The organism is Pedobacter sp. GSP4, assembly GCF_051857575.1.
Taxonomy (GTDB): Bacteria; Bacteroidota; Bacteroidia; order Sphingobacteriales; family Sphingobacteriaceae; genus Pedobacter.
In genome coordinates this window covers 1-20,053 of sequence record NZ_JBPZIR010000009.1, presented here as the reverse complement: position 1 = coordinate 20,053, position 20,053 = coordinate 1, and the positions used below count along the sequence as shown (strand labels likewise).

Here is a 20,053-nt window from a genome sequence, read left to right as displayed (position 1 = left end):
TATTTCATGGGCAGCTGTGTTCCTTTGCTGCGCTCATACGCCTGCAGGCCTTTCGCTCCCGGCCGGTATCCGCTTCACCAAGGTTTATTTTAAATGGGCTTGTGCTCATATTGGTGGTTTAGGCCCCTCAGCATTCAACCAAAATGGCGGGATTTTGTCTTAAGTAAATGCAACATGCTGTCAGAATTACATCCTGATGGTTTGGGTATAGAATTTGATATGATCTGGAAATGGAAGAGAAAAAAATAAATAAGGAAATTGAGCTTACGGATATCCCAGATGGGAATAGTAAAGATATTTATGTGAATTTAAAAGAGAAATTGGAAAGTGTTGAAAAATTTCCAGGTGTTTACAATTTTAAATTTATCATTACTGGTGGCTTAAATAAAATAGAGGACTTACGTGCTATTTTACCTAATGATGAGTTTTTAGAACAAGCTTCTAAAACAGGGAAATATGTTTCAATTACAGTGAAAAAGCAAGTGCAAAATGCTGATGAGGTAATAGCTATTTATAAGCAAGCCGGAAACATTAAAGGAATTATGATTCTCTAGTTTCATCCAAGAGAAAATTATTCAGCAAAATTACAGTATGGTCTGCAGGCTTTGCTTGCAGACTTAAATATTCTAAGCAGACCTGCTTTGCCAAGGTTTAGGTAATTAACCCGTGCCACTATTAAGGGTTGTTAAAACCCACATTCAGCGTTAAACCGAACCGTTTTTAATGGCCCAATCTACCATCGAATCCAGTACCTGAAAAAGATCTTCACCCGATGGGCTAAGGCTATAGGTAACTACAGGAGGTACAACGGCCTGTGCATCCCTGATCACAATATCGTCGTTCTGCAATTGCTTTAAATGCTGTATAAGCATCTTCTCTGTAATCTGCGGTATTGCCCTTTTTAATTCGCTGTAGCGTTTCGGTCCGCTCATTAAATGGAAGAGGATAATTGGTTTCCAATAACCGCCAATTTTCTCCATTACAAAAGTAACGGGGCAACTGGTTAGCGCTACACCTTTATTAAAATTTCGGGTCGAACTCTCTTTAACTGCCGTCATGCTTACATACTTTGGGGTAAGTACTTGTATAAAAGTAAGTGCAAATATAACTTTGTATTCAATAATTAAAAAGAAAAAATCATGAAAATAACATTAACAGGATCATTGGGAAATATTACCAAACCACTTGCTCAAATTTTGATCAATAAAGGTCACGATGTAAAAATTATTAGCAGCAATGCAGGTAAAGCAGCAGAAATTGAAGCCTTGGGTGCAACACCTTTAATTGGCAGTGTAAGCGATACGGCCTTCTTAACCGATGCTTTTACCGGTGCCGATACTATATATACTATGGTTCCACCTAATTTTGCAGCCCCTAAATTCAGGGCATATATTAAAAGCATTGGCGAAAACTATGCTGTTGCCATAAAAGAAGCAGGCGTTAAAAAAGTAGTGAATTTAAGCAGTGTAGGTGCCGATTTGCCAGATGGGACTGGTCCGATAGCAGGGCTGCACGACGTAGAAAATATTTTTGCCACATTGGATGGCGTAGCTGTAAAACATTTGCGCGCGGGCTATTTCTATATTAATTTCTTGGCCAACGTTGATATGGTTAAACATGCCAATATTTTGGGTTCTAATTTCGGCGCTGATGCAAAGCTTGTTTTAGTACACCCGCGCAACATTGCTGAAGTGGCGGCTGCTACCTTAGAAAGTTCTTTTACAGGTAAAAGTGTACTGTATGTAGCCAGCGACGACGAAAGTACAGCAGCTGATGTGGCTAAAGCACTGGGCGCTGCCATTGGTAAACCGGAGTTGCCATGGATTGAATTTAGCGACGAAGATGCTTTTAATGGCATGGTAGGAGCGGGCTTGCCCGAAGAAATTGCCAAAAATTATGTAGAAATGGGAGATGCCATCAGAAGTAACAAGCTTTTTGTGGATTACTACAAAAACAGACCGGTTTTAGGCAATGTTACCCTGCAGGATTTTGCTGCTGAGTTTGCTGCAGCTTATACTAATTAGTCGAAGTTAAAGGGGCTGTAGCATAAATAAGTTGAAAATCCATCCAATTTTGTCACGTTGAGCTTCCCGATTCATCGGGAAGCTCAACGTGACAATTCTTCGTTTTATAACAGCCTCGTTTTCACATCCAGCTTTCATTTTGGCGTTCAACCTGGTAAAGCCAGTAATTTACCAGCAGTTTTATTTCTGTGTAGTTTCCGTATTTAAAGCGGATCTGTCCGGCGGCGGTGTGCAGATTAAGGTGGCCTACATCAACTCCCCTGTGCCAAGGATATTGAAAGGTGGTTATGGCCTGTATTTTATTGGGGGTTATAATTTCGTGCGAAATATCCCAAATCCCGCTTTGTTTAACAATAAAATCTTCGCTTACCGTTATGTGGTGTTTTTTATAGCTCACATAAATCATTATTACACCTAACAGAAAATAAACAGCGGCAAGGCCCATAAACGGCTTAACTTCTTGGACATTTAAGGCAATAATTAAGAAAATAATAACTGGACAAACCAGTTTAAAGAAAATTGGCAGGTTTAAAAAGCGCCAGTCGGGTATAAATGTGCTGTTCTGCTGTGGCAATTTCCCTAAAATGATTTTTAAAAGTTCATCTCTTTCAGCAAGATTACAGCCCGGAATTTCCATGGTATTACCCTGCATTTCGTGCCCTTTTTTGCTCTCGCCAAAATGTGCCTGTTTTAAACTCATGTTCAGCATGTCCAGCTTTTTCTGGAAATAATTCTGGCTGTATTTGGTAATCTGTACCTTTTCAGGACTAACCAATGTGTTTTTCTTGGCTATTAAGCCTGATGATAGGAGCAGTGAGTGCTGATGTTTACTGATTTGTAATTCGAAATACTTGTAAAAGGTCCTGATCAGGTTAATAATCAAGAGTACAATTAAGAGGACTGCAATTAAAATAAAGGCTGTAACAATGGTTAACATGCCCGTTACCGTGCTTTGGATTTTATCCTCATCAATTTTAAAGGCGTTGAGCAACTGCCTGCCCTCATAAATAACGGTGTAAAAAAAAGCAGCCAAGAGTGCAAAACTTTGACCATAATTAGAAGTTAACCCAACCTTTAGCAAGGTCCATGAGCTGATTTTCAAAAAAGGAGCTTCATCATTTAATTTCTTCACCTCTTTATTTTCCGATGCCTCTACCGTAGTATTTTTTCGGCTTAACAGATGCTCTTTTAGGTTATAGGCCGAAGTTTCGTCAATGGCTTTAATGCTTACTTCTTCGCCATGTGCGCCTGCCGTATCTATTTTTAAACCGTAAATACCTATAATTTTCTGTAAAATAGATTGGTTGATGTTAACCTGTTGAATTTTATCCAACTGGATAATAACCTGGTCACGGTTAAATATGCCCTTATTTACAACGAACTCTTGTTTGTCTTTATCTAAAAAGAAGGTAAACTTTAAATACCATAAATAGGCAAAAAAGAAACTGATTAATACAATAACGCCGATGCCCAGTAAAAGATAGATAAAAGAAGTGGTTGGCATTTTTACAAACGCCAAAACAAATACAAAAAAAGTTCCTTTAACAATTTTAAAAATAGTGTGCAAGGCCATCAAAATAATGCCTACGGCCGATTCGCGCTGCGGTTTACTGAAATCGTTGTTCATTCTGCGTCGTTTTCAGCGCCTGGGTTTTCGAGCAGGTCGAGTTTGTTCAACAGTAAATCCCTAATGCTTTTGGCTTCATCAATGGCGATGCCCGAAATGCGGATATGGCCCGTTTGCCCACCAGCGGTAAATAGCTGCAGCGAACCCAATTGGTACATCCTGGAAAAAATGCCTTCGTTTAATTCGATGTGCTGAATCCGGTTTAAAGGAACAATGGTCGTCGACTCGGCAATAATGCCACTTTTATATATCACATCGTGCGTACGTATGGCATAGCCTCTTTTCTTAAAACTTGCCCTGAACAGGATAAAAAGAATAACGGATAATGCTAAATAGATCGGAATAACGAGAACAGTCTGGTTTTTCATTTCCTCAACAAAAATCAGGATTAGGGCAGCAGCAATGCCCAGCAGGCCTAGCACGATGAACAGGTTGATACAGATAATTTTCCAGTAATCGGGATGGGGCTGCTTTAATGCAATTTCTTCATATTTCGGAAGCGCATCAAGATCGATAACTTCGTTGGTAAAGGCTTCAGTAGGCATTGTTAAAGATATAAAACAATTAAAAACTATCTGACTGCTAAATAAATGTTTTGTTACCGGGCCACGATAAACTTTTTGGCGGTATTATACTGGCCCGAATCGGAAGAAACCTTGAAAAAATAGATGCCTGGAACAAAGGTAGAGGTATTAATTTCAAGCGTGTGTTTACCGGTGTTTAAATATTCGTTTACAACAGTTTTAACCAACCTGCCCATCAAATCGAAAATTTGAATGTTGATTTTATCTGATTCTGGCAACACCACGTCAATAAAAGTCTGTACCGTGGCCGGGTTTGGATAGTTTTGGGTAACCGTAAATTTTAAGAATTTATCGAATATCGCTTTGTTGATGGTATCAAAAATCACATAGCTCACCAGCCTATATCCGCGGGCATTGGGGTGAAAAGCATCTTGATAAAGCGTAAAATCCCTCCGCATCGATGCATTCACATCTGCAAGGTATATTTTATACTCTGTTGCCAACTTGCGGTAAGCGGCATTAATGTTCCTGATGTTGGTATTTACGGCAACAAGCGATTTATTGGTGCGGTCGTCTACAAACTGTAAAGTACATAAAATGGGTACCAGTTTTTGTCTGATACTGGTATTGATTATCGAACGCATATTGGCTACAGTTTCGGCAACACTTCCTTTACCGGTGGCAATGGCTACGGCATCGTTAATGCCCATATCGATTACAATAAAACCGGTTCGGTTGCTAATGGCGTTATCGATACGGAGCAGTCCCTGAAAAGTGGTTTGGCCCCCAATACCATGATTGGTAATATCTACAACCTTATTGGTGTAACAGTTTAAAAAGTTGTTCTGCAGCATGGTCTGAAAACCCACACCATTTACACCTTCAACCGTACTAGCGCCAAAGGTTACAATGTTGATGCTATCTTTCGAATAATATTGGGCAGCTTCTGGGCAACTTACACGTACTGGTGCTGGAGTTTGAGCGAAAGAAGTATTCCGGGCACAAAGTAGTAGCAGCAGAGATAAAAATACTATTGCACTACATTTCATTTGATAACATTCTTTCTGCCAGTGTTTAAGGATATCTATATACTGCGCAATTTACAAAAAAGTAAATATAAATGATATTGTAAAAATCTTTTTTACAAACTTTAAACCATTTTTGTATCAGCAAAGAGACGTGCTTCGGCCCATTATAAAAAAATGAGCAACACTTCGACGTTTAAAATTTCAATCCAGCCAATTAATTGAACCGCATAAAATATAGTTTTACCCTTTTTATAACTTAATTTCTGGCTGCATTTGTGCTCCTTTATTTGGTAAAGCCTATATTTGCCCAAATTCATTTTGTTATGCAAGAGATTAAAAATTATGTAGAAACGCACAAACAACGTTTTTTAGATGAACTGTTTGAATTATTGCGTTTCCCATCGGTTAGTGCTGATCCTAAATATAAAGGTGATGTTTTAAAAACAGCCGATTACGTAGCACAGAAACTAAAGGATGCTGGAGCCGATGAGGTAGAAATATGCCCAACAGCAGGATATCCTATTGTTTATGGTGAAAAAATTATAGATGCTTCTTTACCAACCGTTTTAATATATGGCCATTACGATGTACAGCCGGCCGATCCATTAGAGCTTTGGCATACCCCACCTTTTGAACCTACCATACGCGACGGCAAAATTTATGCCCGTGGCGCCTGCGATGATAAAGGACAATTTTACATGCATGTTAAGGCTTTCGAGCTGATGATGGAAACCAACACCTTGGCCTGTAATGTTAAATTTATGATTGAAGGTGAAGAGGAGGTAGGTTCTGCTAACCTTGGTATTTTTGTAAAAGACAATGCCGAACGTTTAAAAGCAGATGTAGTTTTAATTTCCGATACTTCAATGATCAGCATGGAACATCCATCTATCGAAACCGGTTTACGTGGTTTGGCATACATGGAAGTAGAGGTGGTTGGACCAAACCGCGATTTACATTCTGGCGTTTATGGAGGTGCTGTGGCTAATCCGGCAACTATACTCTGCAAAATGATTGCTTCCCTGCACGATGAAAATAACCACATTACCATTCCTGCGTTTTACGATAAGGTGGTAGAATTATCTGATGAGGAGAAAAAAGCATTAAATTCCGCACCATACGATGAGGAAGAATATAAAAAAGACCTCGATATTGAGGAGGTATGGGGCGAAAAAGGCTATTCTACCTTAGAGCGTACCGGTACCCGCCCAACCTTAGAGGTAAACGGAATTTGGAGCGGCTACATTGGCGAAGGTGCCAAAACCGTTTTACCAAGCAAAGCTAACGCTAAAATTTCGATGCGTTTGGTACCAAACCAAAGCTCAGAAGAAATTGCCGAAATTTTTACCAAACATTTCGAAAGCATTGCCCCTAAAAATGTTAAGGTAAAAGTTACCCCTCACCACGGTGGCGAACCTGTAGTAACACCAACCGATAGTGTGGCCTACCAGGCAGCAGAAAAAGCAATCGAAGATAGTTTTGGTAAAAAAGCCATTCCTACACGCGGCGGTGGCAGTATTCCGATTGTAGCTCTATTTGAAGATGTACTGGGTATTAAATCGGTACTTTTTGGCTTTGGTTTAGATAGCGATGCCCTGCATTCGCCAAACGAAAAATACGATATCTACAATTATTATAAAGGCATTGAGACTTTGCCTTTATTCCATAAATACTTTGCAGAATTGAGCAAATAACTATTATTTGTCAGTCTGAGCGAAGTCGAAGACCTATCCCTGTTTAATTTTTTTAGACAGGGATTTTTTTTGAAAAAGTACGGTTCCGTGTTTCATAGGTACTTTCGTCCCGCCATCGCTCATAGTCCTCGTTTCGCTGCGCTTCACTGCGGGCTAACCGCTTTGTCGGGTTTATGAACAGCGGTCTGTTCCTGCATGCGCTATAAAACCTTAAATATATTATATTAGAAAACAGTTGTCAACTTTCTAGGTTTCGCCTGCCTCAACTCGGTGTGCTTTGTGCATTCTCGGTGTCGTCTGTGGTCAAACTTGTCCAATCTTAGCGCACTCTGCGCTCTTTCTTTGCATACTTTGCGGTTAAACATGATCACTAATTTTTAAAGCACATATTTTTTTCTAAATTGGTACCATGAAATATTTATTCTCATCTCTTTTACTTTTATCTGGTCTTGCTTCTTTTGCCCAGAATACTAAAACGATTAACCAATCCGGGAATCCGATTTTCCCAGGCTGGTATGCCGATCCGGATGCGGCTATTTTTAACAATAAATATTGGGTTTACCCAACTTACTCTGCACGTTATAAGGAGCAGGTATTTTTAGATGCCTTCTCGTCTGATAATCTGGTAAACTGGAAAAAACACCCACATATTTTAGATACTGCCGCTATAAAATGGGCCAATAAAGCCATGTGGGCACCTGCAATTGTTCAAAAAGATAAAAAATACTACCTATTTTTTGGTGCCAACGATATCCAGAGCGACAATGAAATTGGGGGCATTGGTGTAGCAGTGGCCGATAAACCAGAAGGTCCGTACAAAGACCATTTGGGTAAGCCTTTGGTCGATAAATTTTACAATGGCGCCCAACCGATTGATCAATTTGTGTTTAAGGATAAAGACGGACAGTACTACCTGATTTATGGCGGTTGGAAACACTGTAATATTGCCAAATTAAACAAAGATTTTACCGGTTTTGAGCCTTTTGCTGATGGAACTACCTTTAAAGAAATTACGCCTGATAATTATGTAGAAGGACCTTATATGTTTATCAGAAATGGTAAATATTATTTTATGTGGAGCGAAGGCGGCTGGACTGGCCCCGATTATTCGGTAGCCTATGCGGTAAGCGATTCGCCATTTGGTCCATTTAAAAGGGTAGGTAAAATTTTACAGCAAGATGCATCAATTGCAAGAGGAGCAGGGCACCACTCTTTAATCATCAATGAGAAAAAGAATAAATATTATATTGTTTACCACCGCAGGCCACTAACCGAAACTGACGGTAACCACCGCGAAACCTGTATTGATGAAATGAAATTTGATGGTGATGGAAATATCCTTCCCGTAAAAATTACCAAAGAAGGCGTTAAAGCCCAAAAAGTAAAATAATTATGCTTCAGCTGGAAGTTCTATTTAATTTCCAGCTGAACTTCACTTTCTTCCAAGGCGGTTTTTACACGCTTTTTATTCAGTGCATTAAAGCCCCAGGTGCACAATAAAAGCATAGCCGCCAATCCTAACCATAGCCAGTTATAACCAAGGTTTTTGGCAACTAAAAACCCAAAATACGGACCTGCCAGCTGTGCGCACGACCAGCTCAAAGTATAACCTGCTGCATACAAACCTCTATTATGCGCATTACTCCTGCTAATCACAATGGTGTTGATAAAAGGTAGGGTAAGCATTTCTCCGCAGGTAAAAACCACAATAGTAAATATGGCCGCAACAATATGAAAACTAATCGGTGCACTTAAAATGATATAAGAAACAGAAAATAGAACTGCACCAATGATGATAAAGAACATGGGCGATCTTTTTGCTTCGATCTTGTTGATCATCACCATTTCAAAAAGTGCAATTACAGCGCCGTTAATGCCTATTATAATGCCGATTGCAAATTCGTCGATATGCCATTGTTCTTTAAAAAATACCGGAACAACCCTGAACATTAAAAAGGCACAGGTAATAAAAACGGTTGTAAGCAGGATAAATTTAACATAGAAGGCGTCTTCCCAAGGTTTCATGATCACCATATTACTGGCATTTTCTCTGGCCTTTTGCATAAAACCTTTCACCTGAGGTAAAAAAGACAAAATCAACAGGCCAACAATTATACTTACACCACCTTCTACAATAAAAAGGAGTTTGTAATTAATTGAAGCAATAATACCAGCTAAGCTAATGCCAACCGACCAGCCAATATTTACGGCTAAGCGGTTTAACGAATAAGATCTGGTTATGGTACCCTCTTTGGCATAATGGGCAACTGCAGTAAAGTTGGCAGGGCGGAATGCTTCTGAAAAAAAACTGATCACCACCGCCAAAATACACAGGGTAGAAAAGTGTGTTATAGTAGAGAAAAGGATAAAAAGTAGTCCACCGATAATAGAAGAAAGGACCTGTACGGGCCTAAAGCCGATCATATCCGTTAATTTACCACCAGTTGCCGAACCAAGAATTGAACCTGCACCAAATAAAGTGATGATGAGGCCGGCATCCATTTCCGACCGGTGCAAACTCTGCGTAACGTACAAACCCATAAATGGAACGGCCATGCTTCCGCACCTGTTAAACATCATTACGATGCTCAAAAGCCAGGTTTCTCGGCTAAGTCCGCTGAAAGAGGTTTTATAGGTTTGGTAAATTGTAGTTAACATGGGTGAATGTGGAGAGTAACAAAAGTAGGAAATGTAAAAAGATAACCTTCAAATTTTTGATAATTTAGGCACTTTATTTACATATGGTTTTTACGGCCTGGCGGTAAAGATTTAATTAATTTTTATTAGCATTGCTGTTATTAAATTAACATTATGCTCACTCATCACGCTCAACTACCAATTGAATGTTCATTTTTAAGTATAGTCAGGAAATATCATCATCCACAAAATCCCAATAAAGATGTAAGCAGGCAATTTCATCATCAGGAGAAAATATTTCTTAATTTTTTTCAGATCGGGCTGTTCGAAACCTATAACTTTTTGTACAGTGAATGTACAGATGATGAACATTTTAAGAACTGGATTATCGGCTTAAAAGGGGAGAGTTGCTTTCGGGAGGCCTGTGTCAGGTTTAATCAATGGTATGATGGTGAAGCAGAAAATATTGCAGATACGCCATTTGTTAGTGTTTTAACTGAAGAACAGCATCAATTTTGGGAAGAAAACGGCTATTTAAAAATCGACAGGTTAATTGATGAGGAACGGTGTAATGCTGTAGTTGAACTGATTACCAGAGCACTTGGCATAGATATGGCGAAACCAGAAAGTTGGTACCAGGAAAATCAGCTTTTGCAGGGCCTAATGCTACAACTTTACCAGCACCAAGCGTTGGATGATATCAGGAATGATAAGGAGCTGAAATCGGTTTTTGCAAGCTTGTACGGTTTAGATACTTTATTGCCCAACTGCGAAAAGGTGAGTTTTAACCCGCCACAACGAAATAATTTTAGCTTTAAAGGAAGTCCGCTGCACTGGGATATCGACTTTAGTATTGGTCCTAAGTATTACATTCAATCGCTGGTTTATCTGAATGATGTGCCTGCAAACCGGGGTGCCTTTAGTTTAATACCAGGCTATCATAAACTAATTGACAGAGCGCTTGAGGATAAAAGTCCAGAAGTACTCATTCAGCAACTTAAAGCACAGAATCTGGCCATTCCCATTGCTGGCAAACAAGGCGATTTAATTTTATGGCTTCAATCCATTCCGCACGCTGCTACGCCAAATAATTCAGATGTGCCAAGGTTTGTACAATACCTAAGCTTTAATAAACTACATGCAAAATAGAATTCGGTATTAAAAAAGTACAGGCCCGGTTAATTTTTATTTCCCTACATTTTCACCAACTTTGCTGCATCAGAACAATATGCCGCCAGAAAAAAGAATTCCGCCCAGTAAAGCTCCAGTTACCCGAAAGCCAAGTGCAAGAAAGCCCGTAACCAAAAAACCTGCTACGGGTAAAAAAAAGAAAGGCGGCATATCCATCCAGCTTAAATTGGTTATTGCAGGTTTGTTGTTGATTTTGCTTTCACCATTTTATTACGGTTATGTTTTAAAAGGTTTTGTGGCTACCTGGCGCTGGGTTAAAGATTGGGGCCAGGATCCTAATTACAGAACTTACGAAAGTTTTAACATCAAAATCCCTAAAAAATATACCGTTCACGGCATTGATGTTTCTTACTACCAGGGCAAAATAAACTGGCAAAAGGTAAAAGAAATGAAAGAAGATGAGGTAAATATCAGTTTTGCCTTTATCAAAGCTACCGAAGGTGTGCTGTTGGTCGATCCATATTTTCAGCGCAACTGGCGCGAAGCCCCAAAAGTGGGTATAATTTGTGGCGCATACCATTTTTTCCGACCAAAGAAAGATGGTAAAACCCAAGCTAAGTTTTTTCTACAGGTTGTAAACATCGAGAAAGGCGATTTGCCACCAGTTGTTGATATCGAATCGTTAGATGGCGTTTCTCCACTAAAAATGCGGGCCGAACTAGCCGATTTTTTGAATTATGTAGAAATGAAAACCAAAGTTAGGCCCATTGTGTATACCGGCCTTAAATTTTACGAAGATTATTTGGTAGATCATTTTAACGATTACCCTTTGTGGATTGCCCACTATTACCAGCCAAAGTTAAGACTCGATAAAAGCCGATGGAAATTTTGGCAGCACTCTGATAAGGCTAAAATTAACGGAATTGGCCATGTGGTGGATTTTAATGCGTTTAATGGCGATAGTTTGGCGCTTGATAGGCTATTGGTTCATTAATCTTGGTTCACTAGTTCATTAGTCATTAGTTCATTTGTCAAATCGTTTATAACCTTTCCGTTTCTTTAAGTATTAGAAAGGAACCAATGACTACTGAACCAATGAACTTTATATGGCGTTGGAAAGGAACCAATAAACCAATGACTACTGAACCAATGAACTTTATATGGCATTAGAAAGGAACCAACGAACCAATGACTACTGAACCAATGAACTTTATGGCGTTTGAAAAGTACCAATAAACCAATGACCAATAAACCAATAAACTATACAGTCCAACTTTCGCATTTTTCCAGGAAAAACTCATCAGCTTCGGCACCAATGCCAATTTCTTCAGGAACATCAAGAAAGTAGCCATTATAGGTTAAGCCACCAACCACAGGATCAACCAAATGTCCTAATAAGGCTGTATCCAGGTCAAAAAACTCTACATTCGGACTCGCATAGGCGAAATGTAGATTGGCACTTAAGGCAATTCTCGTTTCGAGCATACTGCCAATCATGCACTTAACACCTGTTTGAAGCGCTTCTTCATGTATTTTTTGAGCTTCTAAAATGCCTCCCGACTTTGAAAATTTAATGTTCAGGTAGGTTGTAGATTGACTATTGATCAACTTACGCGCATCGTGATGGTTATAACAGCTTTCATCAGCCATTAACTTAATTGGCGAATTTACGTTCAGTTCTGGCAGTTTATCATCGTACCAGGTTCTCATGGGCTGCTCACAAAACTCGATATTGTATTTTTCCAGTTCGCCCAAAGCGAATAAGGCATCATCAAAACTCCAGCCTTGATTGGCATCTAAACGAATGGTCATTTCATCGCCAACTGCTTCGCGGATGTGCTTTACACGCTCAATATCATCATGTACTTTTTTGCCCAGTTTAATTTTGAGGATCCTGCAGCTTTGGCTTTTATACTTCAGTGCGGTTACAGCCATTCCTTCGGGCGTATCAATACCAATGGTCATGTCGGTTTCAATGCTGCGTTTTTGTCCACCAAGAAACTTATATAAGGGTAATTTGGCATTTTTAGCAGCAATATCGAATAATGCCATGTCAAAAGCACTTTTAATGGTATTGTTATGGTCCGCATAACCCAATAAATCGTTCATCCGCTCTGGAATTTCCAAAGGATCTTTTCCCTTTAAAATCGCTGCGAAATCTTTGGCCATGGCAATACAGGTTTCCTGGGTTTCGCCTACAATCATCGGGAATGCAGAACATTCGCCAATACCGTGTATACCTGTATCGGTATAAATCCTGATCAGTACATTCTGTGCAAAATGCATGGTTCCGGTAGCAATAACAAAAGGTTCCATTGGTATGCTAAAACGGTATATTTCGGTATGGGTGATTTTCATGTTTTTAAGGTTGAAGGTAGCGTACTGAAGGTTTAGGACTTTTAAATCGGGATAAAAGATGATAATGTGTCCAACTCAATTCTTGGTACATTGCATCATATTTTCGGTTAAACAACTCATTTTTCGTCAATTCCATTCATCAGATCCATTTCTCAACTAAAGTATAAAAACAAAAACTAAATAGAAACAGGTTTGTAGATTATTAATAGATTTACGGCGTTTTTAAATTCCATTTTCCCGCGTACATTTTACATCACCCACCATGTCTGAAACCAATAACCTTATCCATGCTTCTTCGCCATACTTATTGCAACACGCCCATAACCCCGTTAACTGGTATGAGTGGGGGCAGGAAGCGTTAGAAAAAGCCAAAGCTGAAAATAAGCTGATACTGGTGAGTATAGGCTATTCGGCCTGCCATTGGTGCCACGTAATGGAGCGCGAAAGTTTCGAAAACCACGAAGTTGCCGAAGTAATGAACAGGCATTTTATCTGTATTAAGGTAGACCGGGAAGAAAGGCCGGATATCGATCAGATTTATATGTATGCCATTCAGTTGATGACAGGAAGCGGGGGCTGGCCGTTAAACTGTATCTGCCTGCCCGATCAGCGCCCCATTTATGGCGGAACATATTTCAGGAAAAACGACTGGATCAATATTTTGGAAAACGTGGCAGGCCTTTGGGCAAACGAACCCGATAAGGCCATTCAATATGCCGAACGTTTAACTTCGGGGATTAAAGATAGCGAGAAGATAATTACAGCTCCCCAAACAGAAGCCTATACCAATGCACACCTTACGGAAATTATCGATCCTTGGAAACGCCATTTTGATATCGGCTACGGCGGCTATAACCGTGCGCCCAAGTTTCCTTTGCCCAATAACTGGGTGTTTTTATTGCGTTATGGCTTTTTAAAAGACGATGAATCCGTTTTTACGGCGGTTTGTCATACCCTCGAAGAAATGAGCAGGGGTGGTATTTACGATCAGATTGGCGGTGGTTTTGCCCGTTACTCAGTTGATGATAAATGGCATGTGCCCCATTTCGAAAAAATGCTTTACGATAATGCCCAGCTCATCAGTTTGTACATAGAAACTTACCAGTGTACCAAGTTCGATTCCTTTAAGCAAACTGCAGTCGAAACCATTAATTGGGTCTTCAATGAAATGACTTCTGCCGATGGCCTATTTTATGCTGCACTGGATGCAGATAGCGAAGGGGTAGAAGGTAAATTTTACGTGTGGGATAAGCACGAATTCGACCAGGTTTTAGGAGAAGATGCACAATTAATCGGTGCTTACTATAACATTACCGAAGAAGGCAACTGGGAAGAGGAGCAAACCAATATCTTGCGTAAAACCATTAGTGATGATGATCTTTTAAATCAATTTGGTATTGAGGCAGAAACACTTTTTGATACAGTAAAATCAGCCAAAGCAAAATTACTGGCAGTGAGGAGCAACCGGGTAAGGCCGGGATTGGATGATAAATGTTTAACGGCCTGGAATGGCATGATGATTAAAGCCTTAGCGGATACTGCACAGGTTTTAAGCCACAGTTTATATTACGAAAAGGCAGCCAATGCCGCCAAGTTCATCTTAAACAACCTGAAGTCCGAAAATGGTGGTTTATACCGAAATTATAAGAATGGAAAGGCATCTATAATAGGGTTTTTGGATGATTATGCTTTCTTTATCGAAGCATTAATTGCATTGTACGAGTACGATTTTGACGAAAACTGGTTGGAAGAAGCCAAAAAGCTGGCCGATTATGTCACTGCGAATTTTACAGACACCGATTCGCCCATGTTTTTCTATACCTCTGCCGAGGGTGAAGATTTAATTGCCCGTAAACACGAAGTAATGGATAATGTAATTCCGGCATCAAACTCTACCATGGCACAAAATTTAAAGAAACTGGGGTTACTTTTTGATATTGAAGCCTACACCGAAAAAGCATCAGCAATGCTGGCTGCCGTTCATCCAAAAATTAAAACTTATGGTTCTGCTTATTCCAATTGGGCCATCCAGCTGTTAAATGAAGTTTATGGTATAAACGAGATTGCCATTACCGGATTAGAAGCCGAAGCTGTTAAAATAGAATTAAGCGGACATTATATTCCGAACAAAATTACATTGGGCGGAACAAAAAGTAACCTGCCGCTGTTAAAAGGTAAGCAAAGCAATGAAACAAAAGTTTATATTTGCCGAAATAAAGTATGCCAGTTGCCGGTTAACACTGTTGAGGACGCATTAGAGTATTTACAATAAAATAATTTAAATGAATATTTCACCAAACTCTGTAGTAGCGTTAACTTACGAATTGCATACTACTAACGAAGAAGGACAACAAGTTTTTGTAGAAAAAGCTGATTTATAGATTATTGTAATTAATTTTCAATGATTGTAAAGACCTAGCAGATAGGTCTTTTTTTTGGACTTAAATTTTTGAAAACTGGTGATTTAATAGGATATGACAAGAACTAATTTTAATTTTTAGTACTACAATTTGGTACTACTTTTAAAAATAGTACTACATTTGAAATGTTATTAGTTTTCTGAATTACAAAAAAATCTCTTAAATGAAGTATAGTCGAATTGAACTGGCAATTGAAAATGGTACTCGATTTTTATTGGTTACGCCAACTGATAGCAACCAAGATAAATACCCACAATATTTCATTGAATACTTCGCCAATGGCAAGCAGACCAAGCACAAAGAAGGAGTCAAAAGAATTTATACTGATTGTATTATAGGGGAAAGTGCTGCAAAGAATGCCAAAATTGAAAAACTAAGGGTTGCTTTCAAAGATAAACTCACTTTGCTCGTAGGTCAGATTGATTCTGAAAAGCCAAAGTCTACTATTGAAAGGCTAACGCTTAACACTCATGTCCTTGCAGCATTTAAAGCTTTTTTTAATTACCATCAGCTACGCCACCAGATGGGTGAGATAAAAGATATTTACAACTATACAGAGAGAAATAAGAAAGTAACAGGTTTTGTTGAAAGTCATTGCCCTAAAGCCACGCTGAATGACTTAAACGCCAATTTATGGGTTGGATATCGTAGTTATCTTAGTGGTTTAGGTCTTGGGAATTCCACTATCAACTTACAGATGGTTTATGTAAAAGGATTTTATATATGGCTTTACGAAATAAATGAATTACCAATTCATAACCACGCAATGAAATTGAAACGGTTAGACATTAGCAGGCAAGAGCCGAAATACCATCAGATTAATAATGATACTTTTATTGATTTCTTCGAAACAGTGTCGAAAGATGATAGATATTTACGACTGCACTTAGTAACCAGATTGGTAGCGGAAAACACGTTGCGACCTATACAGGTGCGTAATATTCAAGTCCAAGATTTGGATTTGGGAAAAAATGCTATTGGTGTTTATGATAGTAAAGGAAAGAAAAAACGAACCATCATCATTTCGGAGAAGTCCAAACAGTTGATTGAAAAAATATTAAACAATACAGCACAGGCAGGTAAGGCAATCAATGGCGCTGATTACATAATCGGTCAATTTAACCAAACCAAATCTGGCAGACCATATTCACAAAGTATGTTTCGGGAGAGAATTGAAATACCATTTAAAGAGGAATTCCCACAATTCAGAAATGTCCTGGTCTACGATTTTAAGCATACATCTATATCTAAGGCAGTTACAGTTAATAGCTTATACGATGTACAAAAGAGGGCAGGACACGCCAAAGTAACGACCACACAAATTTACGACCGAAGCGATTCGGTCAGCTCCGCAATTACAGTTGAACAATTAAGCCAAATTTCCTAATGTATAAGTATGGACAAGAATATCATAATAGTGGTTGAATTGAAACCTACTTAAAGGCATTATTGAAATTGCACCAATGGCAAAGTCTATACCATCAGTAGATAAGAAATATTCTGCTAAATTTCTGTAACTGATTCCAACTGTCTTTTAAAAACTGGACTTTGGATAATTACTTTTGTAGGTTTGATTATAAAATCTTGGGTGTATAAATTATTGTAACTATCTACGAAATTTAATGAAAAGCCACCTTTTAGTTCATCAAAACCAATGCTTTCCTGCATTGAATAAAGGTAGTGACCATAAAAAGTTATTTCTTCACCAACATTTTGTACAAGCTGGTCATCAAATTTATCATTTTCGAATTCTATCGAAGGATTTTCAAAATATCTAATTCTTAATTTTTGTATGGGATTGGAGTGAATTACTAACGTGAATGACAGATTCCGAAGGTCTGGTTCATTGCCACTGCCCATAACTTTAGTACACTCAAATGTTGGTAAGTGTTTGATTCGGAAATTTATTTGCTCAATTGCTGTTATTTTTCGTTGCTCACTGAATGTCCAAATTAAAAAAATAGTACCAATTACAGTAGTAATCGCAGTTAGGGATTCTACCCAGTTGACATCAGCAGCTAGAATTATTGATTCGGTCATTTCTTTATCTGTTTATGCTGTTGTCCTTCTCCGCTGCTTCTTCTAAAGCTATTTTGGCAGCAATTTGATATAGTCGCATCTGTAGAAAAGATTTGCTTTTATTGGTGACTAATTTGCTCAACCTATTGAAGTCTTTTGCTCTGCCCATAGAACGACCTAAATTATTGTTATAATGATTTAGTAGTTGGGTTTTATTGATTGTACCTTTTTTGGCTAAATTGATATTGTTTTCAAGGGTTCGAATTTGCAAGTAAACATCTTTGTATTCTTGTGTTTTTTTCGCCTGCAAGAGAATTTCTTGCCTAAGTTGCTCTTCCGACTTAGAAGATTGTGCTTTGACTACACATTGAAAACAAAGGCAAATTAGGAGAGATAACATTAATTTTTTCATACATCAAAGATAGTTGAAAATAATAAAAAGGGTTAAATATCCTTCACGAACTCATATAATAAGTGCATTTCTTTGATATGCCAGATTTGAAAAAATCAAGATAAATTATTTATCTAAACCTAATTTAATTCGCCAATAGTTCATTTTTAATAAAATACAAACCACAATCGTTATGGCTATAAATCTATTTAGACGGTTAATGGGATGACCGAAATAACTAAGTCCATAAGCTATAATTAGTGCCACTACCAGACCAAAAACATAACCATTGATAAGTCTGATTACTATCGGATATTGAAGTCTTTTCTTCTGGAAATCCTTTTGGCAATAGTTGATGACTTTCAAAAAAGTGAATAATATCAACCCACTAAAGGTAAACACTATAACCGTTAAGCCGATATTACTTAAACTAATTTTGGAAGTATCTCTGAGGAATTCAAACATAGAGGCTAATTTTTACTAGGAAATATTTGTAATTAAATGTTGGTCTTTTAGGTTGTGCTAGTGCAAAGCAATCTGATTTTGAACGGTTTTTTTAGGTTTTCAACAATAAGTTCCATATTTAGAAAAGTTGGTGCAATTACCTCTTTGTAAAAACTCTATATTCTTTGTCTGTTAAAATTATTTCTGCCATTATGTAAAGATACACTTGAAAAAAAAATATTGTGATTTATCTTTATAAGTACGATAAATTATTTCAAAAAGAACTAATAAAAGTTATTAAGATGACGCTATTTATAATAGGATGGGCAACCATTCGACATATCGTCTAAGTTGTATTTAACAAGTTTCATTAATGGCAGGGATTAATTACCCCTGCCTTCTCGTTAACCAACTTAGAACTAACACAATACGAGAAAATGAGATTACATTGCAAACAACTATTAACACTTATGCCTGCATAAGTAAGCCCACAGTACAATCTAAAATAGCCATCACTGATTGGTTAAATCAAATTAAATATTCAAAATATTCTGAACTAATCACATCTGCCAGAGATGGGGTAACAGATAAAAATACGTTAAAGGGAATTTTACCATGCGTAACTTATAATTTCCTTTTTGAAAATTACAAATCAGACAAAAACATTATTAAATCTACTGGTTTAATTTTTATCGATTTGGACAAGAATTTAGAAGATTTTAATATCAATCAATTAGATTTAAATAAAATTTATTCTTATTACCATTCAATTGGCGGTATTGGCTATTCACTCTTAGTTAGGGTTGATGGTGTAAGCCAAGATAATTTCAAGTCTAGTTATCAATCGATTCTTACCGATTTACATATAGAAAAATATGCTGACAAAGGTGGTAAAAAGAAAACACAATTCAATGTATTAAGCTTTGACCCCGATATTTATATTAATGATGATTCATTTATTTATAATTCTACTTCCATTGAAAAAACGTACCCAACACCCCTTAAAGAATCAAAAAAAGAAGAACATATAGGGGGTGTTGGATACGAAATTGAAAAAGGCATAAGGTATAATAACATTAGTGACTTTTCATTTGCCGATGGCGAATACATAGAAAATTGGAAAGAAGGTTTTCATTTTGTCAACTGTTATTTGCCTACAAAAAAAATTGGTGACAAAAGAAAAAGAACCATATTATCTTATTTAAGTAACTTAATATGGTTAAACCCTAATATTGAATATTATCACGCTGTTAATATTTTGGAAAATATCAATAAAAGAGTTTGTGCTACACCATTATCAACAGAATATCTGGTTGCAACTTTAAAGAGCGTATTGGCTCAAAAGAATGAGAATAGACTCTATCCGCACTTTACCACCAGAAGAATTTTATTTAATCCTAATTCTTCTTTAAATGTAGAAGATAAGTTAAATACAACCAGTCATTTACTAAGACAAAAATTTGCCAGAGAAAGTTGTGATAGGATAAATGATATAATAGAAGATTGGGATTTTGAGAAATTTGGTAAAATCTCAATTGAAAAAATTGCTATTAACAGCAACATAAACAAAAAAACTGTTGCAAAATATTACCATTTATTTAAAGAATTTGTGAATGGAATTAACCAAGAATTTTGTGCACTTCCCAAAATTCAGACCAGTTAAAAGTATAATTCTAGACCGAGCGCAGCGAGGCTATTAGAAAAAACTATTAATTTTAATTGGTAATATGAAAAGAATCAAGTTTACGGAATCTCA

The 20,053-nt window shown here is 37.7% G+C and carries 17 protein-coding genes; 9 read left to right on the top strand and 8 right to left on the bottom strand.

The genetic code is table 11. The features are described 5' to 3' along the window. Positions 1 to 230 precede the first annotated feature (230 nt). Positions 231 to 554 carry a DUF493 family protein gene (locus ACS5PU_RS19755; RefSeq protein WP_439460887.1) on the top strand — a complete coding sequence of 108 codons (324 nt, stop codon included), beginning with the start codon at positions 231 to 233 and terminating at the stop codon, positions 552 to 554. A 150-nt stretch (positions 555 to 704) separates the two neighbouring features. On the opposite strand, the gene ACS5PU_RS19750 is transcribed toward ACS5PU_RS19755, so the two are convergent. Continuing rightward, a complete protein-coding gene (locus ACS5PU_RS19750) occupies positions 705 to 1,058 on the bottom strand; it encodes a winged helix-turn-helix transcriptional regulator (RefSeq protein ID WP_439460886.1) in 354 nt (117 codons plus the stop codon). 81 nt (positions 1,059 to 1,139) lie between these two features. Between ACS5PU_RS19750 and ACS5PU_RS19745 the strand changes: the two genes are divergently transcribed. Continuing rightward, complete coding sequence (locus tag ACS5PU_RS19745; RefSeq protein ID WP_439460885.1) at positions 1,140 to 2,024, top strand: NmrA family NAD(P)-binding protein; 885 nt, start codon at positions 1,140 to 1,142, stop codon at positions 2,022 to 2,024. Positions 2,025 to 2,145: 121 nt separating this feature from the next. Here ACS5PU_RS19745 and ACS5PU_RS19740 read toward each other — a convergent pair whose 3' ends face one another. The 3 genes from ACS5PU_RS19740 to ACS5PU_RS19730 are packed head-to-tail and all read right to left on the bottom strand — an operon-like array spanning position 2,146 to position 5,224. Beyond that, positions 2,146 to 3,651 (bottom strand): PH domain-containing protein, encoded by a 1,506-nt coding sequence (locus tag ACS5PU_RS19740; protein ID WP_439460884.1) that lies wholly within the window; start codon positions 3,649 to 3,651, stop codon positions 2,146 to 2,148. Then, a complete protein-coding gene (locus ACS5PU_RS19735; RefSeq protein WP_439460883.1) occupies positions 3,648 to 4,196 on the bottom strand; it encodes a PH domain-containing protein in 549 nt (182 codons plus the stop codon). The genes ACS5PU_RS19740 and ACS5PU_RS19735 overlap by 4 nt, the downstream gene beginning before the upstream one ends. A gap of 53 nt (positions 4,197 to 4,249) precedes the next feature. Continuing rightward, positions 4,250 to 5,224: a GDSL-type esterase/lipase family protein gene (locus ACS5PU_RS19730; protein ID WP_439460882.1), complete on the bottom strand. Its 975-nt coding sequence runs from the start codon at positions 5,222 to 5,224 to the stop codon at positions 4,250 to 4,252. Positions 5,225 to 5,526: 302 nt separating this feature from the next. Between ACS5PU_RS19730 and ACS5PU_RS19725 the strand changes: the two genes are divergently transcribed. After that, positions 5,527 to 6,897 carry a dipeptidase gene (locus ACS5PU_RS19725; protein ID WP_439460881.1) on the top strand — a complete coding sequence of 457 codons (1,371 nt, stop codon included), beginning with the start codon at positions 5,527 to 5,529 and terminating at the stop codon, positions 6,895 to 6,897. Positions 6,898 to 7,306: 409 nt separating this feature from the next. After that, positions 7,307 to 8,287, top strand: coding sequence for a glycoside hydrolase family 43 protein (locus ACS5PU_RS19720; protein WP_439460880.1), 981 nt, complete (start codon positions 7,307 to 7,309; stop codon positions 8,285 to 8,287). Between the two features lie 20 nt (positions 8,288 to 8,307). Here ACS5PU_RS19720 and ACS5PU_RS19715 read toward each other — a convergent pair whose 3' ends face one another. Continuing rightward, positions 8,308 to 9,555 carry an MFS transporter gene (locus tag ACS5PU_RS19715; RefSeq protein ID WP_439460879.1) on the bottom strand — a complete coding sequence of 416 codons (1,248 nt, stop codon included), beginning with the start codon at positions 9,553 to 9,555 and terminating at the stop codon, positions 8,308 to 8,310. 153 nt (positions 9,556 to 9,708) lie between these two features. Here ACS5PU_RS19715 and ACS5PU_RS19710 point away from each other — a divergent pair, with 153 nt between their 5' ends. Both ACS5PU_RS19710 and ACS5PU_RS19705 read left to right on the top strand, forming a co-directional pair. Continuing rightward, on the top strand, positions 9,709 to 10,683 hold the full coding sequence (locus ACS5PU_RS19710; RefSeq protein WP_439460878.1) for a phytanoyl-CoA dioxygenase family protein: 975 nt from the start codon (positions 9,709 to 9,711) through the stop codon (positions 10,681 to 10,683). Positions 10,684 to 10,762: 79 nt separating this feature from the next. Then, complete coding sequence (locus ACS5PU_RS19705) at positions 10,763 to 11,659, top strand: glycoside hydrolase family 25 protein (RefSeq protein WP_439460877.1); 897 nt, start codon at positions 10,763 to 10,765, stop codon at positions 11,657 to 11,659. Positions 11,660 to 11,925: 266 nt separating this feature from the next. Here the strand turns inward: ACS5PU_RS19705 and ACS5PU_RS19700 are convergent, their stop codons facing one another. Then, the gene (locus ACS5PU_RS19700; protein WP_439460876.1) at positions 11,926 to 13,023 is read right to left on the bottom strand and encodes a mandelate racemase/muconate lactonizing enzyme family protein; all 1,098 of its coding nucleotides are present in this window, start codon (positions 13,021 to 13,023) and stop codon (positions 11,926 to 11,928) included. A 262-nt stretch (positions 13,024 to 13,285) separates the two neighbouring features. On the opposite strand from ACS5PU_RS19700, the gene ACS5PU_RS19695 reads away from it, so the two are divergent. Next, the gene (locus ACS5PU_RS19695; RefSeq protein WP_439460875.1) at positions 13,286 to 15,295 is read left to right on the top strand and encodes a thioredoxin domain-containing protein; all 2,010 of its coding nucleotides are present in this window, start codon (positions 13,286 to 13,288) and stop codon (positions 15,293 to 15,295) included. 311 nt (positions 15,296 to 15,606) lie between these two features. Next, positions 15,607 to 16,830: a tyrosine-type recombinase/integrase gene (locus ACS5PU_RS19690; protein ID WP_439460874.1), complete on the top strand. Its 1,224-nt coding sequence runs from the start codon at positions 15,607 to 15,609 to the stop codon at positions 16,828 to 16,830. A 116-nt stretch (positions 16,831 to 16,946) separates the two neighbouring features. On the opposite strand, the gene ACS5PU_RS19685 is transcribed toward ACS5PU_RS19690, so the two are convergent. Both ACS5PU_RS19685 and ACS5PU_RS19680 read right to left on the bottom strand, forming a co-directional pair. Then, positions 16,947 to 17,483, bottom strand: coding sequence for a hypothetical protein (locus ACS5PU_RS19685; RefSeq protein WP_439460873.1), 537 nt, complete (start codon positions 17,481 to 17,483; stop codon positions 16,947 to 16,949). 4 nt (positions 17,484 to 17,487) lie between these two features. Beyond that, entirely contained in the window at positions 17,488 to 17,874 is a 387-nt protein-coding gene (locus tag ACS5PU_RS19680; protein ID WP_439460872.1) for a hypothetical protein, read from the bottom strand. Positions 17,875 to 18,670: 796 nt separating this feature from the next. Between ACS5PU_RS19680 and ACS5PU_RS19675 the strand changes: the two genes are divergently transcribed. Continuing rightward, positions 18,671 to 19,960 (top strand): BT4734/BF3469 family protein, encoded by a 1,290-nt coding sequence (locus ACS5PU_RS19675; protein ID WP_439460871.1) that lies wholly within the window; start codon positions 18,671 to 18,673, stop codon positions 19,958 to 19,960. Positions 19,961 to 20,053 lie beyond the last annotated feature (93 nt).

Coding starts and splice junctions, on each gene's coding strand:
- ACS5PU_RS19755 (WP_439460887.1), top strand. CDS start 231: ATGGAAGAGAAAAAAATAAATAAGGAAATTGAGCTTACGGATATCCCA.
- ACS5PU_RS19750 (WP_439460886.1), bottom strand. CDS start 1,058: ATGACGGCAGTTAAAGAGAGTTCGACCCGAAATTTTAATAAAGGTGTA.
- ACS5PU_RS19745 (WP_439460885.1), top strand. CDS start 1,140: ATGAAAATAACATTAACAGGATCATTGGGAAATATTACCAAACCACTT.
- ACS5PU_RS19740 (WP_439460884.1), bottom strand. CDS start 3,651: ATGAACAACGATTTCAGTAAACCGCAGCGCGAATCGGCCGTAGGCATT.
- ACS5PU_RS19735 (WP_439460883.1), bottom strand. CDS start 4,196: ATGCCTACTGAAGCCTTTACCAACGAAGTTATCGATCTTGATGCGCTT.
- ACS5PU_RS19730 (WP_439460882.1), bottom strand. CDS start 5,224: ATGAAATGTAGTGCAATAGTATTTTTATCTCTGCTGCTACTACTTTGT.
- ACS5PU_RS19725 (WP_439460881.1), top strand. CDS start 5,527: ATGCAAGAGATTAAAAATTATGTAGAAACGCACAAACAACGTTTTTTA.
- ACS5PU_RS19720 (WP_439460880.1), top strand. CDS start 7,307: ATGAAATATTTATTCTCATCTCTTTTACTTTTATCTGGTCTTGCTTCT.
- ACS5PU_RS19715 (WP_439460879.1), bottom strand. CDS start 9,555: ATGTTAACTACAATTTACCAAACCTATAAAACCTCTTTCAGCGGACTT.
- ACS5PU_RS19710 (WP_439460878.1), top strand. CDS start 9,709: ATGCTCACTCATCACGCTCAACTACCAATTGAATGTTCATTTTTAAGT.
- ACS5PU_RS19705 (WP_439460877.1), top strand. CDS start 10,763: ATGCCGCCAGAAAAAAGAATTCCGCCCAGTAAAGCTCCAGTTACCCGA.
- ACS5PU_RS19700 (WP_439460876.1), bottom strand. CDS start 13,023: ATGAAAATCACCCATACCGAAATATACCGTTTTAGCATACCAATGGAA.
- ACS5PU_RS19695 (WP_439460875.1), top strand. CDS start 13,286: ATGTCTGAAACCAATAACCTTATCCATGCTTCTTCGCCATACTTATTG.
- ACS5PU_RS19690 (WP_439460874.1), top strand. CDS start 15,607: ATGAAGTATAGTCGAATTGAACTGGCAATTGAAAATGGTACTCGATTT.
- ACS5PU_RS19685 (WP_439460873.1), bottom strand. CDS start 17,483: ATGACCGAATCAATAATTCTAGCTGCTGATGTCAACTGGGTAGAATCC.
- ACS5PU_RS19680 (WP_439460872.1), bottom strand. CDS start 17,874: ATGAAAAAATTAATGTTATCTCTCCTAATTTGCCTTTGTTTTCAATGT.
- ACS5PU_RS19675 (WP_439460871.1), top strand. CDS start 18,671: ATGGCAGGGATTAATTACCCCTGCCTTCTCGTTAACCAACTTAGAACT.